Source organism: Pararhizobium sp. IMCC3301, from assembly GCF_030758315.1.
GTDB lineage: Bacteria > Pseudomonadota > Alphaproteobacteria > Rhizobiales.
This window is the reverse complement of sequence record NZ_CP132336.1, coordinates 4,037,197-4,055,337: the sequence shown is the minus strand read 5'-3', so window position 1 is coordinate 4,055,337 and position 18,141 is coordinate 4,037,197. Positions and strand designations below refer to the sequence as shown.

General features: G+C 56.0%; 19 protein-coding genes. 9 read left to right on the top strand and 10 right to left on the bottom strand.

Going from position 1 to position 18,141, the window contains the following annotated elements; translation table 11 throughout:
* Positions 1 to 157: 157 nt before the first annotated feature.
* Positions 158 to 853 (top strand): helix-turn-helix domain-containing protein, encoded by a 696-nt coding sequence (locus RAL88_RS19415; RefSeq protein ID WP_306265712.1) that lies wholly within the window; start codon positions 158 to 160, stop codon positions 851 to 853.
* A gap of 10 nt (positions 854 to 863) precedes the next feature.
* Positions 864 to 1,175, top strand: coding sequence for a carboxymuconolactone decarboxylase family protein (locus tag RAL88_RS19410; RefSeq protein ID WP_306265710.1), 312 nt, complete (start codon positions 864 to 866; stop codon positions 1,173 to 1,175).
* 153 nt (positions 1,176 to 1,328) lie between these two features.
* Here the strand turns inward: RAL88_RS19410 and rnhA are convergent, their stop codons facing one another.
* From rnhA to ispH, 3 genes are read right to left on the bottom strand one after another with little or no spacing between them, the layout of a single operon-like run.
* Positions 1,329 to 1,772, bottom strand: a complete 444-nt coding sequence (gene rnhA / locus RAL88_RS19405) for a ribonuclease HI (RefSeq protein WP_306265709.1) — start codon at positions 1,770 to 1,772, stop codon at positions 1,329 to 1,331.
* A complete protein-coding gene (gene thrB, locus RAL88_RS19400) occupies positions 1,769 to 2,734 on the bottom strand; it encodes a homoserine kinase (RefSeq protein WP_306265708.1) in 966 nt (321 codons plus the stop codon). Before thrB ends, rnhA begins: the two co-directional genes overlap by 4 nt.
* 5 nt (positions 2,735 to 2,739) lie before the next feature.
* Complete coding sequence (ispH, locus tag RAL88_RS19395) at positions 2,740 to 3,723, bottom strand: 4-hydroxy-3-methylbut-2-enyl diphosphate reductase (RefSeq protein ID WP_306265706.1); 984 nt, start codon at positions 3,721 to 3,723, stop codon at positions 2,740 to 2,742.
* Between the two features lie 299 nt (positions 3,724 to 4,022).
* On the opposite strand from ispH, the gene RAL88_RS19390 reads away from it, so the two are divergent.
* From RAL88_RS19390 to RAL88_RS21755, 4 genes are all read left to right on the top strand, one after another.
* Complete coding sequence (locus RAL88_RS19390) at positions 4,023 to 4,619, top strand: superoxide dismutase (RefSeq protein ID WP_306265704.1); 597 nt, start codon at positions 4,023 to 4,025, stop codon at positions 4,617 to 4,619.
* A gap of 157 nt (positions 4,620 to 4,776) precedes the next feature.
* Positions 4,777 to 5,223, top strand: a complete 447-nt coding sequence (locus RAL88_RS19385) for a cytochrome c (protein ID WP_306265702.1) — start codon at positions 4,777 to 4,779, stop codon at positions 5,221 to 5,223.
* 18 nt (positions 5,224 to 5,241) lie between these two features.
* Positions 5,242 to 6,165 (top strand): cytochrome c, encoded by a 924-nt coding sequence (locus tag RAL88_RS19380; protein ID WP_306265700.1) that lies wholly within the window; start codon positions 5,242 to 5,244, stop codon positions 6,163 to 6,165.
* A 103-nt stretch (positions 6,166 to 6,268) separates the two neighbouring features.
* Positions 6,269 to 6,679 (top strand): BA14K family protein, encoded by a 411-nt coding sequence (locus tag RAL88_RS21755; protein ID WP_371932121.1) that lies wholly within the window; start codon positions 6,269 to 6,271, stop codon positions 6,677 to 6,679.
* 48 nt (positions 6,680 to 6,727) lie between these two features.
* On the opposite strand, the gene RAL88_RS19370 is transcribed toward RAL88_RS21755, so the two are convergent.
* Positions 6,728 to 7,582: a branched-chain amino acid aminotransferase gene (locus RAL88_RS19370; RefSeq protein ID WP_306265699.1), complete on the bottom strand. Its 855-nt coding sequence runs from the start codon at positions 7,580 to 7,582 to the stop codon at positions 6,728 to 6,730.
* A gap of 36 nt (positions 7,583 to 7,618) precedes the next feature.
* Positions 7,619 to 9,529, bottom strand: coding sequence for a tetratricopeptide repeat protein (locus RAL88_RS19365; RefSeq protein WP_306265698.1), 1,911 nt, complete (start codon positions 9,527 to 9,529; stop codon positions 7,619 to 7,621).
* 224 nt (positions 9,530 to 9,753) lie between these two features.
* On the opposite strand from RAL88_RS19365, the gene RAL88_RS19360 reads away from it, so the two are divergent.
* The 3 genes from RAL88_RS19360 to RAL88_RS19350 all read left to right on the top strand — a co-directional run bounded on the left by RAL88_RS19360 (position 9,754) and on the right by RAL88_RS19350 (position 12,620).
* On the top strand, positions 9,754 to 10,416 hold the full coding sequence (locus RAL88_RS19360) for a haloacid dehalogenase type II (RefSeq protein WP_306265696.1): 663 nt from the start codon (positions 9,754 to 9,756) through the stop codon (positions 10,414 to 10,416).
* A gap of 144 nt (positions 10,417 to 10,560) precedes the next feature.
* Positions 10,561 to 11,991 (top strand): saccharopine dehydrogenase NADP-binding domain-containing protein, encoded by a 1,431-nt coding sequence (locus RAL88_RS19355; protein WP_306265695.1) that lies wholly within the window; start codon positions 10,561 to 10,563, stop codon positions 11,989 to 11,991.
* A 74-nt stretch (positions 11,992 to 12,065) separates the two neighbouring features.
* Entirely contained in the window at positions 12,066 to 12,620 is a 555-nt protein-coding gene (locus RAL88_RS19350; protein WP_306265693.1) for a hypothetical protein, read from the top strand.
* A gap of 67 nt (positions 12,621 to 12,687) precedes the next feature.
* Here RAL88_RS19350 and RAL88_RS19345 read toward each other — a convergent pair whose 3' ends face one another.
* The 5 genes from RAL88_RS19345 to RAL88_RS19325 form a co-directional block, all read right to left on the bottom strand.
* The gene (locus RAL88_RS19345; RefSeq protein WP_306265691.1) at positions 12,688 to 13,413 is read right to left on the bottom strand and encodes a cytochrome b561 domain-containing protein; all 726 of its coding nucleotides are present in this window, start codon (positions 13,411 to 13,413) and stop codon (positions 12,688 to 12,690) included.
* 111 nt (positions 13,414 to 13,524) lie between these two features.
* The gene (locus RAL88_RS19340) at positions 13,525 to 14,505 is read right to left on the bottom strand and encodes a tripartite tricarboxylate transporter substrate binding protein (protein WP_306265690.1); all 981 of its coding nucleotides are present in this window, start codon (positions 14,503 to 14,505) and stop codon (positions 13,525 to 13,527) included.
* Between the two features lie 37 nt (positions 14,506 to 14,542).
* A complete protein-coding gene (locus tag RAL88_RS19335) occupies positions 14,543 to 16,111 on the bottom strand; it encodes a sulfatase (RefSeq protein WP_306265688.1) in 1,569 nt (522 codons plus the stop codon).
* Positions 16,108 to 17,628, bottom strand: a complete 1,521-nt coding sequence (locus tag RAL88_RS19330; protein WP_306265687.1) for a tripartite tricarboxylate transporter permease — start codon at positions 17,626 to 17,628, stop codon at positions 16,108 to 16,110. Before RAL88_RS19330 ends, RAL88_RS19335 begins: the two co-directional genes overlap by 4 nt.
* Positions 17,628 to 18,104, bottom strand: a complete 477-nt coding sequence (locus RAL88_RS19325; RefSeq protein WP_306265686.1) for a tripartite tricarboxylate transporter TctB family protein — start codon at positions 18,102 to 18,104, stop codon at positions 17,628 to 17,630. The genes RAL88_RS19330 and RAL88_RS19325 overlap by 1 nt, the downstream gene beginning before the upstream one ends.
* Positions 18,105 to 18,141: the final 37 nt, after the last annotated feature.

The window sequence follows — 18,141 nt, the reverse complement described above, 5'->3', positions numbered from 1 at the left end:
AAAGAGAATTACATAACGAAACAAATAGCTTAGGCATATATATCAACCCGCATCCAGCGACGCATCAAGGCAGAGGTAGCTGAGGTCAATCCACCACTTGACAAATGTCATGTGACTCTACTAGATATTTCAAATCAAGTGGGAGACGGGCGTGAACATGTCTGAGTCGAACCGGGAAGACATTCGAAGCCTCAAGCTTTTCTTCGACATGGAAGAGACGAATTTCGATGCCCTCATGCGCGGCGCCTATGTCCAGAATTTTCCGCCCCGGATCGATCTGATTCATGAAAATGAACCGCCGGACTTTCTGCATGTCGTTCTTTCAGGGTCGGTAGATCTATTCTCGGCGTGGAACGGCAAGGAAACGAGCATGGCAACTGCCAGGCCCGTGTCGACATTCATTCTTGCCGCCACTGTCAGAGATTTGCCTTATCTGATGTCTGCCAGAACATTGGAGAAGAGCCGCATTGCGCTCATTCCATCCCAGGATGTGAGAACTGTGTTTGCGACGGACAGTGCTTTTGCTCAGGCAATTGTTTCCGAACTTGCGCAGAACTACCGGTCTGTCGTGAAAACCGCCAAGGATCTCAAGCTGCGCACATCGCTTGAGCGGCTGGCGAACTACCTATTGCGCCAAAAAGCTCGCACCAGATCCCTGGAGTTTGATCTGACCATGGAAAAAAGACGGTTGGCATCCTTTCTCGGCATGACACCTGAAAACCTCAGCCGCGCTTTCAAGGGTCTGGAACCCTATGGCGTCAAAGTCGAGGGCAACCACATCGTGATTACCGACCTCAAAGACCTGACACGCTATGCCAAGCCGAACCCGCTTATCGACGATTATTCAGCATAAGGATACAATCATGACGAACTCCCTGCCCGCCGCTGCCGCTGACCTTGCAGAGCAACACCCCGACATCTGGAGCGCCTATTCCAGTCTTGGCAATGCCTGCGCCAATGCAGGGCCCTTGAGCGACCGCGAGAAACGCCTTGTTAAACTGGCCCTTGGAATTGGGGCGAATTCCGTAGGGGCGGTGCACTCGCACAGCCGACGGGCAAGGTCCGAGGGCATTGAGGATGCCGCTCTCGTACAGGTGGCACTTCTGGCGATCGGCCCGCTGGGTCTGCCGCGCGCGGTGGCGGCCAAAACCTGGATCGAGGACAAAACTGATTGAGCTTTCACCCCCCAGCGGGCTCACCCAAACAGCCACGGATGCACCCAGTCAGCTCACCACACGATCATGGGGTCTAGACGTTTCGTCTTTACATTGACCCGTTTGAGCGGATTTGCGCCAGGCTGCGGAACCCGCCCGGGGTAGGGATAATTTTTAATCCTTGAAGGGAGCCATGCCGATGCGGGCCAGTTCATCGGCGCGCTCGTTCATGTCGTGACCGGCATGGCCCTTGACCCAGTGCCAGCTGATCTGGTGGCGGTTCAGGGCTTCATCGAGCGCCTGCCACAGATCGACATTCTTGACAGGCTTTCTGTTGGCGGTCTTCCAGCCGTTTTTTTTCCAGCCATGAATCCAGCCGGTGATGCCACCCTTGACATATTGGCTGTCGGTCCACAATTCCGCGCGGGTCGGCCGTTTCAGGGCATTGAGCGCTTCGATTGCCGCCGTCAATTCCATGCGGTTATTGGTTGTGTCCGGCTCGCCGCCATACAGTTCCTTGCTGGAAGCGCCGCAGGTCAGGATGGCCCCCCACCCGCCGGGACCGGGATTTCCCGAGCAGGCACCATCGGTATAAATCGTCACTTTGGTGTCGCTCATAAATCAATGCCGTAGGCGCCAACGCTGTCCACATCCATGTGAAAGCCGAGTTTCTTCATATATTCCAACGGGTTTTTTGGAACCACCAGCGCGCCGGGCGGAACACGCAGCCAGTCATGCAGGCGGGTCAGCAAAAAGCGCATCGCCGCGCCGCGCGCCAGAACCGGCAGGGCTTGCAGTTCTTCCCGCGTCAATGGGCGGACCGAGCTATATCCCTCGATAAGCGCGCGCGCCTTGGTGACATTAAATGCATTGTCGCGTTCAAAGCACCAGGCGTTGAGACAGATCGCAAGGTCGTAAGCCAGCATATCATTGCAGGCAAAATAGAAATCAATCAGGCCGGAAAACCTGTCGTTGAGAAAGAACACATTATCGGGAAACATATCGGCGTGAATGACGCCCGATGGCAGGTCCACCGGCCAGTTTTCATCAAGAAATTCCAGCTCCGCATCTATGGTCTGTGCAAGGCCCCTGCGCACTTCATTAGCTCGCTCTCGCGACTGCTCGAACAAGGGCCGCCAGCTTTGCTGGTTCAGATTGTTTGCCCGCACAGTGGCAAAATCCTGGCCATCCTTGTGCAGTTCGGCAAGCGCCTGCCCCACCATGGTGCAGTGTTCCACATGAGGCCGCTTGACCCACATGCCATTGAGAAAAGAGATGATTGCTGCCGGGCGGCCTTCGAGCCTGTTGAGGGTGCCGCCGTTTCTGTCATGGACCGGCACCGGACAGGCCAGACCCTTGGCGGCCAGGTGATCCATAAAGCCGAGAAAAAACGGCAAATCGTCAACATCCACACGTTTTTCATAAAGCGTCAGAATGAACTGGCCCCGATCCGTGCCAAGCAGGAAGTTGGAATTCTCAACCCCCTCGGCAATACCCTTGCACGACGTCAGATCGCCGATATCGTATAATGTGAGGAATTGCTGCAGCGCCTCATCGCTGACATCCGTATAGACCGCCATGACTGCTAAACCGCCGCCTCCATCTCGGCGACTTTCTCGCGCAATGCTCTTGGCAGCGTGAAGACGACATCTTCATCGACCGTGTGCTCCAGTTCAACTGTCACATCAAAGCGCGAGCGGAATGCATCTATCACCTCGTCAACCAGTACTTCCGGGGCTGAGGCACCAGCGGTCAGGCCGACGCTGCGCACGCCTTCCAATGCGCGCCAGTCGATATCAGCGGCTCTTTGCACAAGATGAGACGCGGCAGCACCGCTACGTTCGGCAACCTCGCGCAGGCGCTGCGAATTTGAAGAGTTCGGCGCACCAACAACAAACACCACATCGCTTTTGGCGGCAATCACCTTGACGACTTCCTGCCGGTTGGTGGTGGCGTAACAGATATCTTCCTTGTGCGGTCCGACAATGGATGGAAACCGCCGTTGCAGAATGCCTACGATGTCGCTTGTATCATCCACCGATAGTGTGGTCTGGGTGATCCATGCCAGATTATCGGGCTCCTGCGGCCGGATCGATTCAGCATCTGCTACGGTTTCGATCAACGTCACGGCCCCCTGCGGCAACTGCCCCATTGTCCCGATCACTTCCGGGTGGCCCTTGTGGCCGATCAGCAGAATGTCGCGCGCCCGCTTGCGATGAATCTTGGCTTCCTTGTGAACCTTGGACACCAGTGGGCAAGTGGCATCGATATACAGCATGTTGCGCGCCGCAGCGTCTTCCGGAACAGCTTTCGGCACACCGTGAGCGGAGAATATAACCGGCTGATCCGTCTGCGGAATTTCATCCAGCTCATCGACAAAAACCGCGCCCTGGCGGCGCAGACCGTCAACGACATATTTGTTGTGCACGATTTCATGGCGCACATAGACCGGCGGGCCATAGACTTTAAGGGCAAGCTCGACAATTTTGATGGCGCGGTCGACACCCGCGCAGAATCCGCGCGGGGCGGCCAGATACAGCATTAATGGCGGTTTTTCCGCAGCAGACATGTGAGGCAGGCTCCCTGGCCGGGCCGAAGATGGTTCAAGTTGAGTGCTGTGTATCATTGGCCAAATGGGATGGCAAAGCAGGATTTTCATCCCGTGGCAGGAAATTCGGACCTCAATTCATCGATGGTATCAGTCCAGACCCGGTGAAACGCGTGGCGCAGGCCTGGATTTGCGGAAAGCCCGGAAAAACCATTGCCGATATCAGGACAGCTGATTATGTTGCATCCAAACCGCCTTTGCCATTCTGTAAATAGAGTGGCTTCCGGCGGCGGCCCCGCCTCAACAACCGGAGACACCCGATGGCTTTTGAACTCCCCGACCTTCCATATGCCTATGACGCGCTGGCACCCTATATGTCTGCCGAGACGCTGGAATTTCACCACGACAAGCATCACAACGCCTATGTGACTGCCGGTAATGATCTGATCAAAGGAACCGAATACGCCGATATGTCGCTGGAAGAGGTGGTGAAAAAGAGCCACTCCGACAAGCCCGGCCTGTTCAACCAGGCCGGTCAGCATTTCAATCACATTCATTTCTGGCAGTGGATGAAGCCGAATGGTGGCGGGTCAATCCCCGGTAATCTGGAAGCGAAAATCATAGATGATCTGGGCTCTGTCGCAGAGTTCCGCGACGCCTTTATCAATGCCGGCAAGACCCAGTTCGGGTCCGGCTGGTGCTGGTTGGCGCTGAAAGGCGGCAAGCTGGAAGTGATGAAAACACCGAACGGCGAGAATCCGCTGATTCACAATGCGACCCCGTTGCTGGGCTGCGATGTCTGGGAACATTCATACTATATTGATTACCGCAATTTGCGGCCCAAATATCTTGAGGCATTTTTCGACAACCTGGTGAACTGGGATCATGTCGCCGAGTTGTACGAAGACGCTTCCTGACCACCAAAGATTGTATGACACGCGGATGGCCCGGCTGCAAAGCCGGGCCATTTTTGCTCACGCATCTGTGATAGCAGATAGGCCGCTGCAGCGGTGACAGCATGTTGATCGTGTGTTTTACTGCAGCTGAAATACCCCACCTCAACAGGAGTTGCGCATGAAGAGACTTTTGAAACTAGCTGTCGTACTGGGTCTTGCCAGCGCCAGCAGTCTTGCCTATTCGTCAGGCGACCCCGTTGCCGAACGCAAGGCAATGATGAAATCCAGCGGAGCGGCTGCCGGTGCTGCCGCCGCAATGATCAAGGGCAGTACGCCGTTTGATCCCCGCGTCGTTCTGCTCGCATACCGTACCATGAATGCGGTATCTCTGGGCTATGGATCAAAATTCCCCGCCGGTTCTGAAGGCAGTGGCCCATCCAAGGCTTCACAGAAAGTCTGGGACGATCCGGACGGCTTTGCTGCCGCACTCGCCAAGTTTCAGGCCGATACAGCGGCAGCAGTAGAAGCGCCGGCAACGGATCTGGACGCGTTCAAAGCACAATTCGGCCAGGTTGCGTCAAATTGCAGCAGCTGCCACGAATCCTACCGCATAAAAAGCAACTGATTTTTCGAAAGTTCTAAAATGCTGCGGCATCTGATTAAAATCGGACTCGTGCTGGGTCTTCTTGGCTTTGGTGCATTCTGGTATCTGACAATGCCGCAGCAATTATCCGCTGATCAACTGCCTGCCCATACGCCCGATCCAGAGCAAGGTGCCTATATATTTGCCGCTGGCGGCTGCTCTTCCTGTCATGCCGCGGAAAAGGCCAAGGGTGATGACAGGCTGATCCTTGGTGGCGGACGCCGTTTTGAAACGCAGTTCGGGACTTTTATCGCGTCCAATATCTCGCCCGATCCGAAAGCCGGCATCGGGTCGTGGAGTGCGCTTGATTTCGTCAATGCGGTCACCAGAGGTGTCAGTCCTGAGGGTGCACATTATTATCCGGCGTTTCCCTATACGTCCTACAGACAGGCTAAAATCACCGATATTCTGGATCTGAAAGCCTATATGGATACGCTGCCGCCGGTCGCCGATGCAGCGCCTGCAAGTGAAGTCGGTTTTCCCTTCAATATGCGGCGCGGACTGGGCCTGTGGAAGATGCTGTTCATGGATCAGTCCGCCTTCGAGGACGATCCTTCGCAAACGCCCCAAATCAATCGCGGGGCTTATCTGGTCAACACCCTTGGGCATTGTGCACAATGCCACACGCCACGCAATCATCTGGGTGCCTCTGACACCGCAAGAGCTATGGCCGGAGCACCCAATCCGGACGGCAAGGGCTTCATTCCAAATATTACGCCCCATCCGGACGGTATCGGCAACTGGTCGCAAGAAGATATCGCCTATGCGCTGGAAACCGGCTTCACCCCGGATTTTGACAGCCTCGGCGGATCCATGGTCGCTGTAGTGGAAAATACCGCGCAGTTAACCACGCAAGACAGAGAGGCAATTGCAGCCTATCTGAAATCGCTGCCGCCGCTGCCCAAAACCGGCCCGGATTCATGATCACAAAACTGTGGTCACTCCACCCGAAATTGCGTTTTACACAAGCGTAGAAAAAGTGTTAACTTTCATCCGGGTGCCTGAATTCAGTTCGGGAGAATTTCGGATGAAACGTAAACACTCTTTTATCTCAACCTTCAGCAGCCTTATGGTGGCGGTCTTCATGATCGCGACCTATTCGACGGTTGCAGACGCACACAGCTCACGATACCGCTCCAACAGTGGTGCCAGTTTTACCTTCGGTTTCAGTAGTGGCGGGTACTCGGCAAGCCACTATGATCAATATCGCCGCTACCCCAGCCGGGTCCACCGACATGGCGACCGCAGATATTACCACCGCGGTTACCGCCATATTTGGGTCGCGCCCCGGTACACTGCTCCGCGGCATTACCGCAATCGCGGTTCCTCAGCCCATGTGAGATGGTGTCAGAACCGTTACCGGAGCTATGACGTCTATAGCGACACGTTCCAGCCGTATCACGGCGCACGCAAACGGTGTAATTCGCCATATAGTTGATTGAACTGACAAAGGCCGGGCCCACGGTCCGGCCTTTGTCGCTAATTTCTATGAGTGCGCGAATTCCCAATACAGTTGGCGCGCGCGTGCCGAGACCGGTCCTGGTTGAAACTCGCGATCTTCAAACCGTGTTACCGGCATGACTTTGGAGTAATTTCCGGTCGAAAAAATCTCATCGGCATGACGGAAATCATCATAGGACAATGTGGTTTCAAACACGTCCAGTCCGGCCCCGCGCAACAAGCCGATGATACGCTGACGCGTGACACCGTTGAGGAATGTGCCGTTTGGCACCGGCGTTGCGACTTTTCCGTCTTTCACCAGAAATGCATTGGCTGTGGCAAATTCGGCAACATTGCCAAGCATGTCGCAACACAGTGCATTTTGAAATCCCCTGGCCTCGGCTTCGCGCAACATGCGGCCATTATTCGGGTACAGACAGCCCGCCTTTGCATTCACCGGCATGGAATTGAGAGTTGGGCGCTGAAATTCGGTGACCGTGGCAGTGAAGCCGTTGGGTGGCGGCATCGGCGTCTCATACAGACACAGGGCAAACCGGGTGCTGTGCGCCGCAGGGGGCACCGACATGAAGCCACCCTCCTCCGCCCAGTACATCGGCCGTACATAAAGCTCTGCATTTTTGCCAAAGCGGGCAAGGCCCTCATGGCACAAGTCAGCGATTTCCCCGCTCTTCATGGTTGGGGCCAGACCAAGGACTGCGGCAGAATTATTGACCCGCTGGCAATGCAACTCCAGATCGGGCATGACCCCCTCGAAAGCACGCGCGCCATCAAACACTGATGATCCAAGCCACATGGCGTGGCTGCGCGGGCCCAGAATCGGCGGGTTCCCGTCTAGCCATTCTCCGTCCAGCCATGTCCAAGTTTGCGACCAGTTTGCCATATGTTCTCCGAAGGATGGACGTATTGCCGGGCGAGACTATTCTGCCTTGCTGATACTCTGCTGCAATGCCTGGACACGGGCCAGACTCTGAACGACGCTTTCTGCATAGGCCGGAGCAGATTCAGACAACACTCCGAGCGCTGCCTCATAGGCCACAACAGCCTCGGTCAGAGCCGCAGCGTCCTGTTCCCGGTCCCCCAGCATATGCAGGACATTACCAAGATTATTCTGGGTTACTGCCCAGCGCGTGGGGTCTTTTGCCCTGTCGAATTCATCGAGCGCCGAGCGGAATGCAGTGAGTGCCAATTTCAAAGACTCAGTGCCCTCTTCCTGTTCTCCGATAGCGACCAGCACATTACCCAGACTGTGCTGGGCAGTTCCCCATTCAACGGGAGACGTATCCCGCTCCAACTGGCTGAGCGCCGCGCTGAATGCAGCAGCGGCTTCGCGCAATGTTTCAACGCTGCGCTGCCGCGTGCCCAGTGCCATCAGCGTCGCACCAAGATTGATCTGCGTCACAGCAAAGGCATTCGGCTGATCTTCGGCCGTGCGCACTTCCAGTGCGGCGTGATAGGCCACAGCGGATGCCTGCAAAATGGCAGGATCATTGTCTCTTTGCCCCAGCGACTGGAGGGCTGCGCCCAGATTATGCTGTACCGCGGCCCATTGTTGGGGAAAGCGCTCCGGGGCCTGCTCTTTCAGAACTTCCCGATAGGCCGTGACAGAATCCGCCAGCAATTGCGAATCAGATTGCCGTGCGCCCAATGCGTTCAAAGCTTCGGCGAGATTGCTCTGAATCATCGACCATTTTTCGGGGTACCGGCTGCGCGGCGTTTCTGAAAGCGCTGCCCGGAATGCATCTATGGCCAAACCGATTTCCTGAAACCGGTTGGTCAGCTTTCCGAATGTGGACCGTGCGACACCCATGTCATTCTGGACCCGCACCCAATCATCAGAAAGGTTGTAGCGGCCGAAGGTTTCGCTTGCTTTGCGGAAATTACCGAGTGCGCTCTCCATGCGCTGGGGATCATTTGCCTGTAAACCAAGCAGAAAACCCGCACCGGCAATTGAGTGATAAAGGGTTCCCTGTTGTTGCTCCGACCAGGACGTTGCGGCATTTTCGGACATTGGCGAAAGCAGATCCACTGTGTTCTGCATGCCCGCTGCAATCAGCTCTGTATCGAGGCTCGCTGTAACATCGGAGGAGAGCCAGACTTTTGCCGCCAGCAGACCAGCATAATCCGCGTCAAAATCTGCAGGCAGCGAAATCGCATCGATATCAAACAGGCCGCGGTCCACTCCTACGGGATAGGTTGTCAACAAGTCCAGCCGTTGCACATCGGGAGAAACTTCGCCCCAGACCAGCACATCCGCGCCAGTTCTGCGTAAAATATCCCGGCTCAGCGCTCGGGTCTTTGCCAGTTGTTGCAGCATGCCAGTGTTGTCGGGCGCGATTGAGCAGTCCAGCATCTGCAGTTGCATCAACGGTTGATCTGTTCCCTGAAAATCCTCAAGGGCCGATCTGACCAGCAAACGCTGGACATCGTCCACATCGTTGAACAGGGGTACCAGAATAACCTGAAGTTGCTGGCTTTCGGTGTCGATCAGGTCTGGCAAAGTGCGGTCAAGACAGGCTTCAGCGGTTTCACGCGCGGGTTTCGGGCCCCATTGCTGAAATGCAAGAACGCCCGCTGCGCCCAGTCCTGCTGCAACAAAAAAGCTGACTAGCCAGCCCCCCCAATTAGAGCGCCTTTTGGCTGGCGCGGACCGAATATGGTCAGCTGCGCGGCCCGAAGATGGCGCATCCAGATCATTTTCCGGCCGTGCTGCCTGCCCTGCTTGCCGTTCCGCCCGCCCTTTGGCTGACCGGGGCGAGAGCGCACCCGGCGACAAAGCGTCTTCCGGCACACCATCGTCCGGATAATCCGTTCTTTTCTTGTCGCTCAACTGACACTCCTGATCCGCTCGACAGGTCGGATGGGCCTTGTACGCACTGCAAATGTATGGCGTCAACTCCGGCCAATATCGCTGTTTTCCGGTTGAGCGGCCTGAATTGATGCCGGCACGGGACAGCGGCACAAGGCTTTTTGGCAACGGCTCTTTCAATCTGCCGAAGTTGCGTTAAGCTGGCACCCTACACGGATCCCATCCTTCTCACCAGATGAGTTAACATGCCTTACGCTGTCTATGTGTTCGACGCCTATGGAACACTTTTTGATGTTCATGCCGCCGTGCGCAAACATGCTGACACGATCGGGCCTGATGGTGCGCGCCTGTCCGAGATCTGGCGCGCGAAGCAACTGGAATATTCCTGGGTGCGCGCATTGATGGGCCGCTACCAGGATTTCTGGGCGCTGACAGAACAGGCGCTTGACCACGCTTTTGCCTGCGTTCCCAGCGCCGATCCCAAATATCGCGCTGCTCTTCTGGATGCCTACCGGGAACTCGATTGCTATCCGGAAGTCCCTGCCGTGCTGCGGGCGCTGAAAGAGCATGGTGCACGGACCGCCATCCTGTCCAATGGCTCTCCTGCAATGCTCGACAGTGCCGTGCGCTCAGCCAAGATCGATACATTGCTGGATGCGGTTCTGTCCGTCGACGAGTTGCAGACCTACAAAACCGCCGAGCCGGTCTACGAAATGGCGACCACGTCCTTTCGCGTCTTTCCGCAAGCCATCTCGTTTCAATCCTCAAACCGGTGGGATGTCGCCGGCGCAACAGCCTTCGGTTTCCGTACAGTGTGGGTCAACCGCACTGGCCAGCAAGACGAATATCGGGACTTAAGCCCGTCCGCAGTGCTGGCCACACTGGATGGTCTTCCAGCCCTGGGGTAAACCAGAGCACCAGTGCGGCGATGCTGCATTGGACACATCACAGGCGCAGCAAACCGAAGCAGTTGTTGTTTGAACTTCAGAGCCAGAATTCCTGTTAGGTTGCATTGACGAACCTCCCATTGTCATTCCCGCTTGAAAGTTTCTATGTCGCAAAAACAAATCTTTGACGGTACTTTTGTACTTTTGGGTTTCGGCTCCATTGGCAATGCCGGACTGGACATTATTTTCGAGCATATCGATCTGGACGCAAAGAAATTCTTCGTCGTGTCAGATGGCTTTGACCGGGCCGCCATGCATCAGGATCACGGGGTTTCATTCGTTGAAAACCGGATTACAGAGCAGAATCTTGATGAAGTCCTTGATGGTTTCTTCAAAGAGGGACCGGGGATTCTGGTCAATGCTTCTGTCAATATCTGCAGCAAGGCGCTGATCGAGTATTGCCAGCGCCGGTCCATTCTCTATGTCGATACCAGCTTTGAAATCTGGGCGGATCAGGTCGGTACAGATGGCATGATCAACAATGCTGGCCGGTTCCGCGACATCCAGCTGGCCAAAAAAAGGTTTGCCGGCGGACCGACTGCTATCACCTGTCATGGCGCAAATCCGGGCATTGTCAGTCATTTTGCCAAACGCCTCGTCAGCATGCTCGCCCAGGATGAGCTGGGTGCCGCCTTCACGCCGCCCCGCTCCCGGAGCGACTGGGCTAAGCTGGCGCAGCAACTTGGCATTACATCCCTGATTATCACCGAAATGGACAGTCAGCGCGCGCTTAGCCCGCCATGTGAAAAGATGGCGTTGAACACCTGGTCGATCTACGGGTTGCTTGAAGAAGCATCGGAGAAAATCTGTGTCCCCTTCGGAACCCATGAAACCGTGCGTGAGTCGATTTCGCCCTTTGTTTTTGAGGCAGAAGGTGTGCGCTATCTGGAGGTCGGTACCCGCTCTGCGCATTATCACTCATTGGGCTATTCCCCAACTTTCGGGGTTTTTAGCGGCATGATTATTCCCCATGTGGAGGCCTTCACGATTGCCAATTATTTTTCGCTGCATGATGGCGGCAAGCGGATTTATCAACCCACATCCTATTTTTGCTACCAGCCCTGTCCGGCGGCGCTGGACACGATCATCAATGCCTCGCGGAACGACTGGCACCCGGACGGCCCGGTGCGGGTTATGCTGGAAGAGATCGATCAGGGCATTGACTCCCTTGGCGTGATGGCCTTTCGCAGTACGACCAGGGAAGTGGTGTGGTACGGCTCGGAGGTTTCTGCAGAAATCGCCAGCGCCTACAAGACCACCAATGCGACAAGCCTTCAGGTCATCGCCGGACTGATTTCATCCATTCTGTATGTCATGGCCTACCCCCAGGAAGGCTTGCTCGAGCCGGAAGATCTGGATACGGATTTTATTCTGCGGATCGCCGAACCCTATCTGGGTCATGTCCATACCCACACGGTCGCAGACCCGTTTGCCGATGGCAAAAGCCTGTTTGACCGGCACCCTTTGAGTTCCGGGCAGGAAGTCCAGGCTGATCCCCGAAAAATCGGCATGCCATGGCGTCAACCGGCTAATTAAAAGATACCATTCGGGAGTATCCGCGCCCGCAACAGTCTCTTGCCAAAGCCGGTCGCTTCGCCGTATTTTGGACCATGGCACTTGCTCGAAGCCTTTTGTTGCTGATTTTTATGGCGCTGCTGCCTGCCGGCGGTTCTGCCGATCAAAGCGATCTGCGTCTGCCCGGGTTGTTTGACGAGTTGCAACAAGCCGCAACCGCAAAACAGGCTGCCTTGATAGAACAGCAGATCTGGGACATATGGCAAACTGCTCCGAGCTCAGAATTGCAGGGCCTGATGCAAGCCGGTATGCAAGCGATGAACCGGGCTGACCTGCTGCTGGCGCTAAATATTTTTGACCAGATGATCGCTCTTGCCCCCGACTATGCGGAAGGCTGGAACAAGCGCGCCACGGTGTATTATCTGCTGCGCAATTGGCCGGAATCCCTTGCCGATATCGCTGAAACCCTGAAACGCGAGCCACGTCATTTCGGTGCCATTGCCGGGCGCGGGCTGGTGCATATTCAGGGCAACAGACTGCGTGAGGCGGCCCGTGCCTATGAACAGGTCCTCAAGATCAGCCCGCAAAATCCGGGCTCGCGGTCCCATCTGGACGCAATCCGGGACGCGCTGGGCGAGCGGGATATCTGACGGTTCGGAAATTCAGCTTTCGCCGGAACAGGTCACTTCCGGATGCCACCGGATCGCATCCTGTCTGCTACCGGGTAATATTGCGCCCCTCGCGCGGTCCCCAAATGGCCTGATATGTTTCGACCGCATAACCGCGTCTTTGCAGGATGACAAACACGGCGATCAACACGCTCCACCACACCGCAAGAACGCCCCACATCCAATTGGGTGCATTCACCGTCAGCAGACCACTCCATAGAGTTGCAGACGCAACCAACAAGACGCCATATCCAACCAGTTTGTGGCAGGTCTCGAAAATGCGCCGTCTGGGTGTCATATCATAATGGTCGCCTGAAATGGAGCCATCGGGACCGGGATCTGTTGGTCCGCCCTTGGTGCCACGCAACCAGCCCGCCACAAATTGCAGCAGGCCAAATGTGATGACCCCGTAACCAAACATGCGATGATAGGGGGCCGCCGGGTTACCACCTGATCCAAGCCAGATCATCAAAAAACCTGCCAGCATGGCTGTGCCGCCCAGATATTGCAGCGTGAGATGAAGATACCACCAGGTTTTATTGTCGAGTTCATCTGGCCAGGTCTGACGCGGCGTTATTTTGAAAAACCGCGCGGCAATAATCCCGGCCGGAAATAATACGCTCCATGCCAGCACCATCAACCGACCGTGCCAGGACACGGACTGGCTTAACTGGTGGGGCCTGTCCGGGTCCAGCGATTCCAGCAACCAGCTGGTGCCCGCGAATGTTTCCCGGACCTCGGGCAACAGGGGAATTTCGATCAGACCGAAAGCCATGGGCCACACATCCAGATAAAAACCACTTTGTTGCGCATGGCTGCTCAGTTCTTGATCCGGGTTGTGATTGCAAACCACCGGGAAGGCAGAACCTTCCCGGCAGATTGTCTTCTAGCGCGTGCCGGCCAGTTCCAGTTCTTCAAGATTTTTCTTCCACCGTGCAGATTCTGTTGCGACGAACGCCGCAAAATCTGCGGGTGTGCTGGTCTGTACGACGGCACCTGCATTTGCGAAACGTTCGGCAACGGCAGGGGCTGCCAGCGCTTTGTTTGCGGCCGCATTGACCGCTTCCACGATCTCAGTGGGGGTACCCTTGGCCATAAAGAGCCCGTACCAGGCTTCTGCGGAATAGCCCGGCATGACCGTTGCCGCCAGCGTCGGCACCCCTGGCAGCAGTGGAAACTCCTCGGCGCTGCTGACCGCCAGGGCGACCAATGCGCCTGCCTTGATCTGGGGAAGTGCCGGCGGCATGCCCGCCATGAACATTTCAACTTCACTGGCCAGAACCGCCGTGGTTGAGGCTTTGCCACCCTTATAGGGAACATGCACAATATCAATGCCGTGCAATTTTGCCATTGCATCGGTGCCCATATGCTGCAGGGAGCCGACACCCGGACTGGAGTAGTTCAACTCGCCGGGTTTCGATTTTGCCAGATCGATAAACTCTTCGATCGTCTTGACGCCAAGGTCCGGCGAGACAACAACCACATTGGGGATGGATGCGACACGTCCAACAACTGCGAAATCAGTCGCTGGGTCAAAAGGTGGCGTTGCGGGCAGCCAGGTCGCAATCGCCATATTGATGGTGCCGATAAAAATTTCGTATCCATCGGGTTCGCCACGGGAGACGGCCTCAGCGGCGACATTGCCCGCTGCGCCAGGCCGGTTTTGGACCACCACGGGCTGACCCAGCGCTGCCGACAGTTCCTCCGACATGGACCGGGCGAGCACATCTGGTCCGGATCCGGGCGAGGATCCAACAATCAGTGTTACAGGCCGGGTCGGATATTCAGCAGCTGTTACCGGGCTGCTCACAACGGCAATTGCCAATGCCCCGAGAGCTGATTTTTTCAGTAGATTTATGAATCGCATTTTTCTTCCTCCTTCTGGTTTAATATCGGATTGCAGATCAGGCCGCGTAGACTGGTAGCGGTGAGGTCTCCGAGTGGAAGATCATCTCACGCAGCAATTGCTCGGTCATTTCGGCGCGTCTTGCTGCCGCATGCGGCTGTGTCCAAAGATTTTCAAGTTCATGCGGATCGTGGTTCAGATTGTACAATTCGCCATGGTTGAGGCCGTCATAAATTGTCAGGCGCCATCCCTCCGACAGCAATGTCCTGACCCGTCCGCGAACGTCATGACCTGCGACTTCGGATTGAATCTCGTCCTCGATCAGAACAGAATTGCGGGTGGCAGTGTCTGCGCCGGCACGGTCCTTAAACGGACGGCCCTGCAGACCGTTGAAGGGCGGGACGGCCGCTGTTTCCAGGATTGTGGCTGCTAGATCAATTGTGCTGACCGGCGCTGTGACAACGGCACCGCGCGGTGAGCGGGGATCAGACCAGATCAATGGGATTCTGGTCATGCCGCGATAATGGTATGGGCCCTTGAACATCAGCCCGTGTTCGCCCATCAGATCGCCATGATCTGACAGGAAAATGACTATGGTGTTGTCCGCCAGCCCCAGAGAGCCCAGCGATGACATAATCTCTCCCACGGCGTCGTCGATCATGGCAATCATGCCATATGTCAGCGCCAATGCGGCGCGCAGCTCATCCTCGCTGACTGCAATGGCAGATGTTCCGGCAAGGTTGGCCTGGCCATTCTGGCGCATCCGCATCAAAGTTCTGACAAACTCGGAGCCGGGAGCGGCATTGAAGGAGGCAGGCAATTCAACGTCCTGCGGTTTATACAAATCCCAATATTTTCCGGGCGGTGTGAACGGATGATGCGGATCGCAGAAACTGGCCCAATGAAAAAACGGCGTCCCGGGCGTTTGGGCATAGGAGCGCAAATGATCAATCGTTGCGCGGTGAATATAGCTTGTGGGATATAGCTCCTCGGGAACCGCTGTCCGCCACGCCTGAATGGTCTGCCGTGGTGAACCGGCCAGCGCGTTTTCAGGCCCTCTCAGTTCGCTCGGACTGACACCTTGCGCGCGCAGCCAACCGGTATAGTGACCGTCGACCTGATCTCCATGCCCGACGGCCAGATCAACGGACTCGAAGCCATAATAGGGCAGTTGCAGGCTGCGTTCCGGACAATCATGCCACAATTGCCCGATTTCCTGATCATAGCGGCCATTTTTGCGGCACCGGGCTTCGATGACCGGCTCTTCACCCGAGCGATTGCCCAGGCGCGCCGGATTTTGCGTGACACATTGAAAATGCGGTTTGCCGGACAGGGATGTGCGCCACCCTGCCCTGCGCAACGCTTCGGCAAAGGTCAGCGTGCCAAGTTCCAGATTCAGGCCATTGTGTCTGACGCCATGCAGCGAGGGCATGCGACCGGTAACCAGACTGGCACGGTTAGGCATGCAGACCGGGGAGGCGACATAGGCATTTTCATAGCGGGTTCCGTGTAGAGCCAACGCATCAATATTCGGCGTTTTCAACAGGTTCGCACCATAGCAACCGAGATGATCCGCGCGCTGCTGATCAGTGCTTATTAGGAGAAAATTGGGGCGCTGTGTGCTCATGTATCACCCGGCGCCGGAGTTTCGTTTTCCCGTTTCGGCCGCGCATGTTCGCCCCTGATTGAAAAGAGGATTATGGCAAGGCATGCCACCAGCAGAGATGCACTGATCGGATGCTCGACAAAGACAGCAATATCGCCGCGCGACAGAATGAGCGCCCGGCGAAAATTCTCCTCAAGCAAGGGGCCGAGCACAAATCCCAGAACCAAAGGTGCAGGCTCCAGCCGCACCAGTTTCATGCCGTAGCCGACAAAGCCGAAAAAAATCACCTGCAGCACATCGAACTGGCTGTTACCGACCGAGAAGACCCCAACGCATATCAATACGATTATCACCGGGTACAGAAACCTGTAGGGAATGAGCAGCAATCGGACCCAGAGGCCAATCAACGGCAGGTTGAGGATCAGCAGGATCACATTGCCGATGACAAAGCTTGCAACCAGCCCCCAGAACAAATCCGGGTGGTCGGTAATAACCGTCGGGCCCGGCTGGATACCGTGAATGATTAGCGCACTCATCATCAATGCCATCACAGCATCACCGGGTACGCCTAATGTCAGGGTCGGAATAAAGGCTGATTGAGCTGCTGAATTATTGGCCGCTTCCGGGGCTACGATTCCGGGAACATGTCCGGTTCCAAATTTATGCGGCGTTCGCGATATGCGCTTTTCAAATCCATAGGAGACAAATGACGCGATGGAGGCACCGGTGCCAGGAAGAATTCCCAAAATTGCGCCAATGATTCCGCCCCTTGCAGCGGGAGCTGAGAACTGACGCAAATCCTGCCGTGTCGGCACCAGATCCCGCAGTTTTATTTTGCTGGTCAGCATCGTGGCACCGGTGGTTCCTGCCAGATTGCTCATAATTTCTGCGACCCCGAACAAACCCATTGCCATGGCGATGATGCTGAACCCATCGGCCAGATCGAGAATGCCCATGGTCATTCTGAATGTGCCACTGGTGACATCGGAGCCGACAAGTCCCAGCATCAGACCAACCACAACCATGGCGAGGCCGCGCATGATGCCGTGCTGGGCCAGCGAGGCGGCGGCCACCAGCCCCAGGATCATCAGCGCGAAATACTCTGACGCACCAAAGCTCAGTGCGAGTTTTGCCGCCAGGGGCGCGACTGTGAACAGCAGCAGGATGGCAAACATACTGCCGAAAAAGGAGGCCATCGTTGTCAGGAAAATTGCCGGCCCTGCCCGGTTGGCCTTTGTCATGGGGTAGCCGTCAAGGCAGATCACAGCGGATGAGGGCGTGCCGGGTAAATTCAGCAGGATTGAGGAGATCGATCCGCCATATTGCGCGCCGTAATAAATCCCTGCCAGCATTATCAGTCCGACATCCGGCGCGACGTAGAAAGTGACGGGCAGCAGCATTGATATGGTTGCCATGGCCCCGATGCCGGGCAAGACCCCCATCATCATGCCCATGAAGACACCAAAGAAACAATACATCAGTTTTGTAGCTGACAGAGCGGATGAAAATCCGGCAATTACATTGTCAAAGATATCCATCAGAATGCCACCAGCCGAACCGGAATACCCAGAGCATAGACGAATACAAGTGTTGCAAATCCAGTGATGAGCAATGCGATGAGACACAACTCAAACAGCCGATTCTTCGGCTCCGCAAGGCCGGCAAGAACAGCGCCGACAAACACCGCAGGAGCAAATCCTGCAAATTTGATCAGGCCGGCAAACGCCAGAATACCGGCCAGGGGAAACAGAAGTGCGCGGAGATGACGTCCCACACTGGCACGGGGTGTGGCGTCGTCCTGTTTGTCTGTCGCGGGCCGCTCGAACAGCATCATGCCGGAAATCAGGCAAAGTGCTATCCCGAGCAGCATTGGAAAATAGCCTGGCCCCATGCGGCGGAGTGTGCCGATTTCGTAAGACAGAGCGCTGAACGCGACAGACGCACCGATGATGAACAGACCGATGGCTGTTAATCGGCTTAAACTCATCCACGCAGACACATTTGATCGCTGCAATGCTGTCCCTCCCCGGTGTCGCATCTTTCCCGATTTG

Excerpts from the sequence above, each read along its gene's own strand:
- RAL88_RS19360 (WP_306265696.1), top strand. The coding sequence starts at position 9,754 with ATGCCTTACGCTGTCTATGTGTTCGACGCCTATGGAACACTTTTTGAT.
- rnhA (WP_306265709.1), bottom strand. The coding sequence starts at position 1,772 with ATGAGCGACACCAAAGTGACGATTTATACCGATGGTGCCTGCTCGGGA.
- RAL88_RS21755 (WP_371932121.1), top strand. The coding sequence starts at position 6,269 with ATGAAACGTAAACACTCTTTTATCTCAACCTTCAGCAGCCTTATGGTG.
- RAL88_RS19330 (WP_306265687.1), bottom strand. The coding sequence starts at position 17,628 with ATGGATATCTTTGACAATGTAATTGCCGGATTTTCATCCGCTCTGTCA.
- RAL88_RS19355 (WP_306265695.1), top strand. The coding sequence starts at position 10,561 with ATGTCGCAAAAACAAATCTTTGACGGTACTTTTGTACTTTTGGGTTTC.
- RAL88_RS19335 (WP_306265688.1), bottom strand. The coding sequence starts at position 16,111 with ATGAGCACACAGCGCCCCAATTTTCTCCTAATAAGCACTGATCAGCAG.
- RAL88_RS19385 (WP_306265702.1), top strand. The coding sequence starts at position 4,777 with ATGAAGAGACTTTTGAAACTAGCTGTCGTACTGGGTCTTGCCAGCGCC.
- RAL88_RS19340 (WP_306265690.1), bottom strand. The coding sequence starts at position 14,505 with ATGCGATTCATAAATCTACTGAAAAAATCAGCTCTCGGGGCATTGGCA.
- ispH (WP_306265706.1), bottom strand. The coding sequence starts at position 3,723 with ATGTCTGCTGCGGAAAAACCGCCATTAATGCTGTATCTGGCCGCCCCG.
- RAL88_RS19390 (WP_306265704.1), top strand. The coding sequence starts at position 4,023 with ATGGCTTTTGAACTCCCCGACCTTCCATATGCCTATGACGCGCTGGCA.
- RAL88_RS19345 (WP_306265691.1), bottom strand. The coding sequence starts at position 13,413 with ATGGCTTTCGGTCTGATCGAAATTCCCCTGTTGCCCGAGGTCCGGGAA.
- RAL88_RS19370 (WP_306265699.1), bottom strand. The coding sequence starts at position 7,582 with ATGGCAAACTGGTCGCAAACTTGGACATGGCTGGACGGAGAATGGCTA.
- RAL88_RS19415 (WP_306265712.1), top strand. The coding sequence starts at position 158 with ATGTCTGAGTCGAACCGGGAAGACATTCGAAGCCTCAAGCTTTTCTTC.
- RAL88_RS19350 (WP_306265693.1), top strand. The coding sequence starts at position 12,066 with ATGGCACTTGCTCGAAGCCTTTTGTTGCTGATTTTTATGGCGCTGCTG.
- thrB (WP_306265708.1), bottom strand. The coding sequence starts at position 2,734 with ATGGCGGTCTATACGGATGTCAGCGATGAGGCGCTGCAGCAATTCCTC.
- RAL88_RS19380 (WP_306265700.1), top strand. The coding sequence starts at position 5,242 with ATGCTGCGGCATCTGATTAAAATCGGACTCGTGCTGGGTCTTCTTGGC.
- RAL88_RS19410 (WP_306265710.1), top strand. The coding sequence starts at position 864 with ATGACGAACTCCCTGCCCGCCGCTGCCGCTGACCTTGCAGAGCAACAC.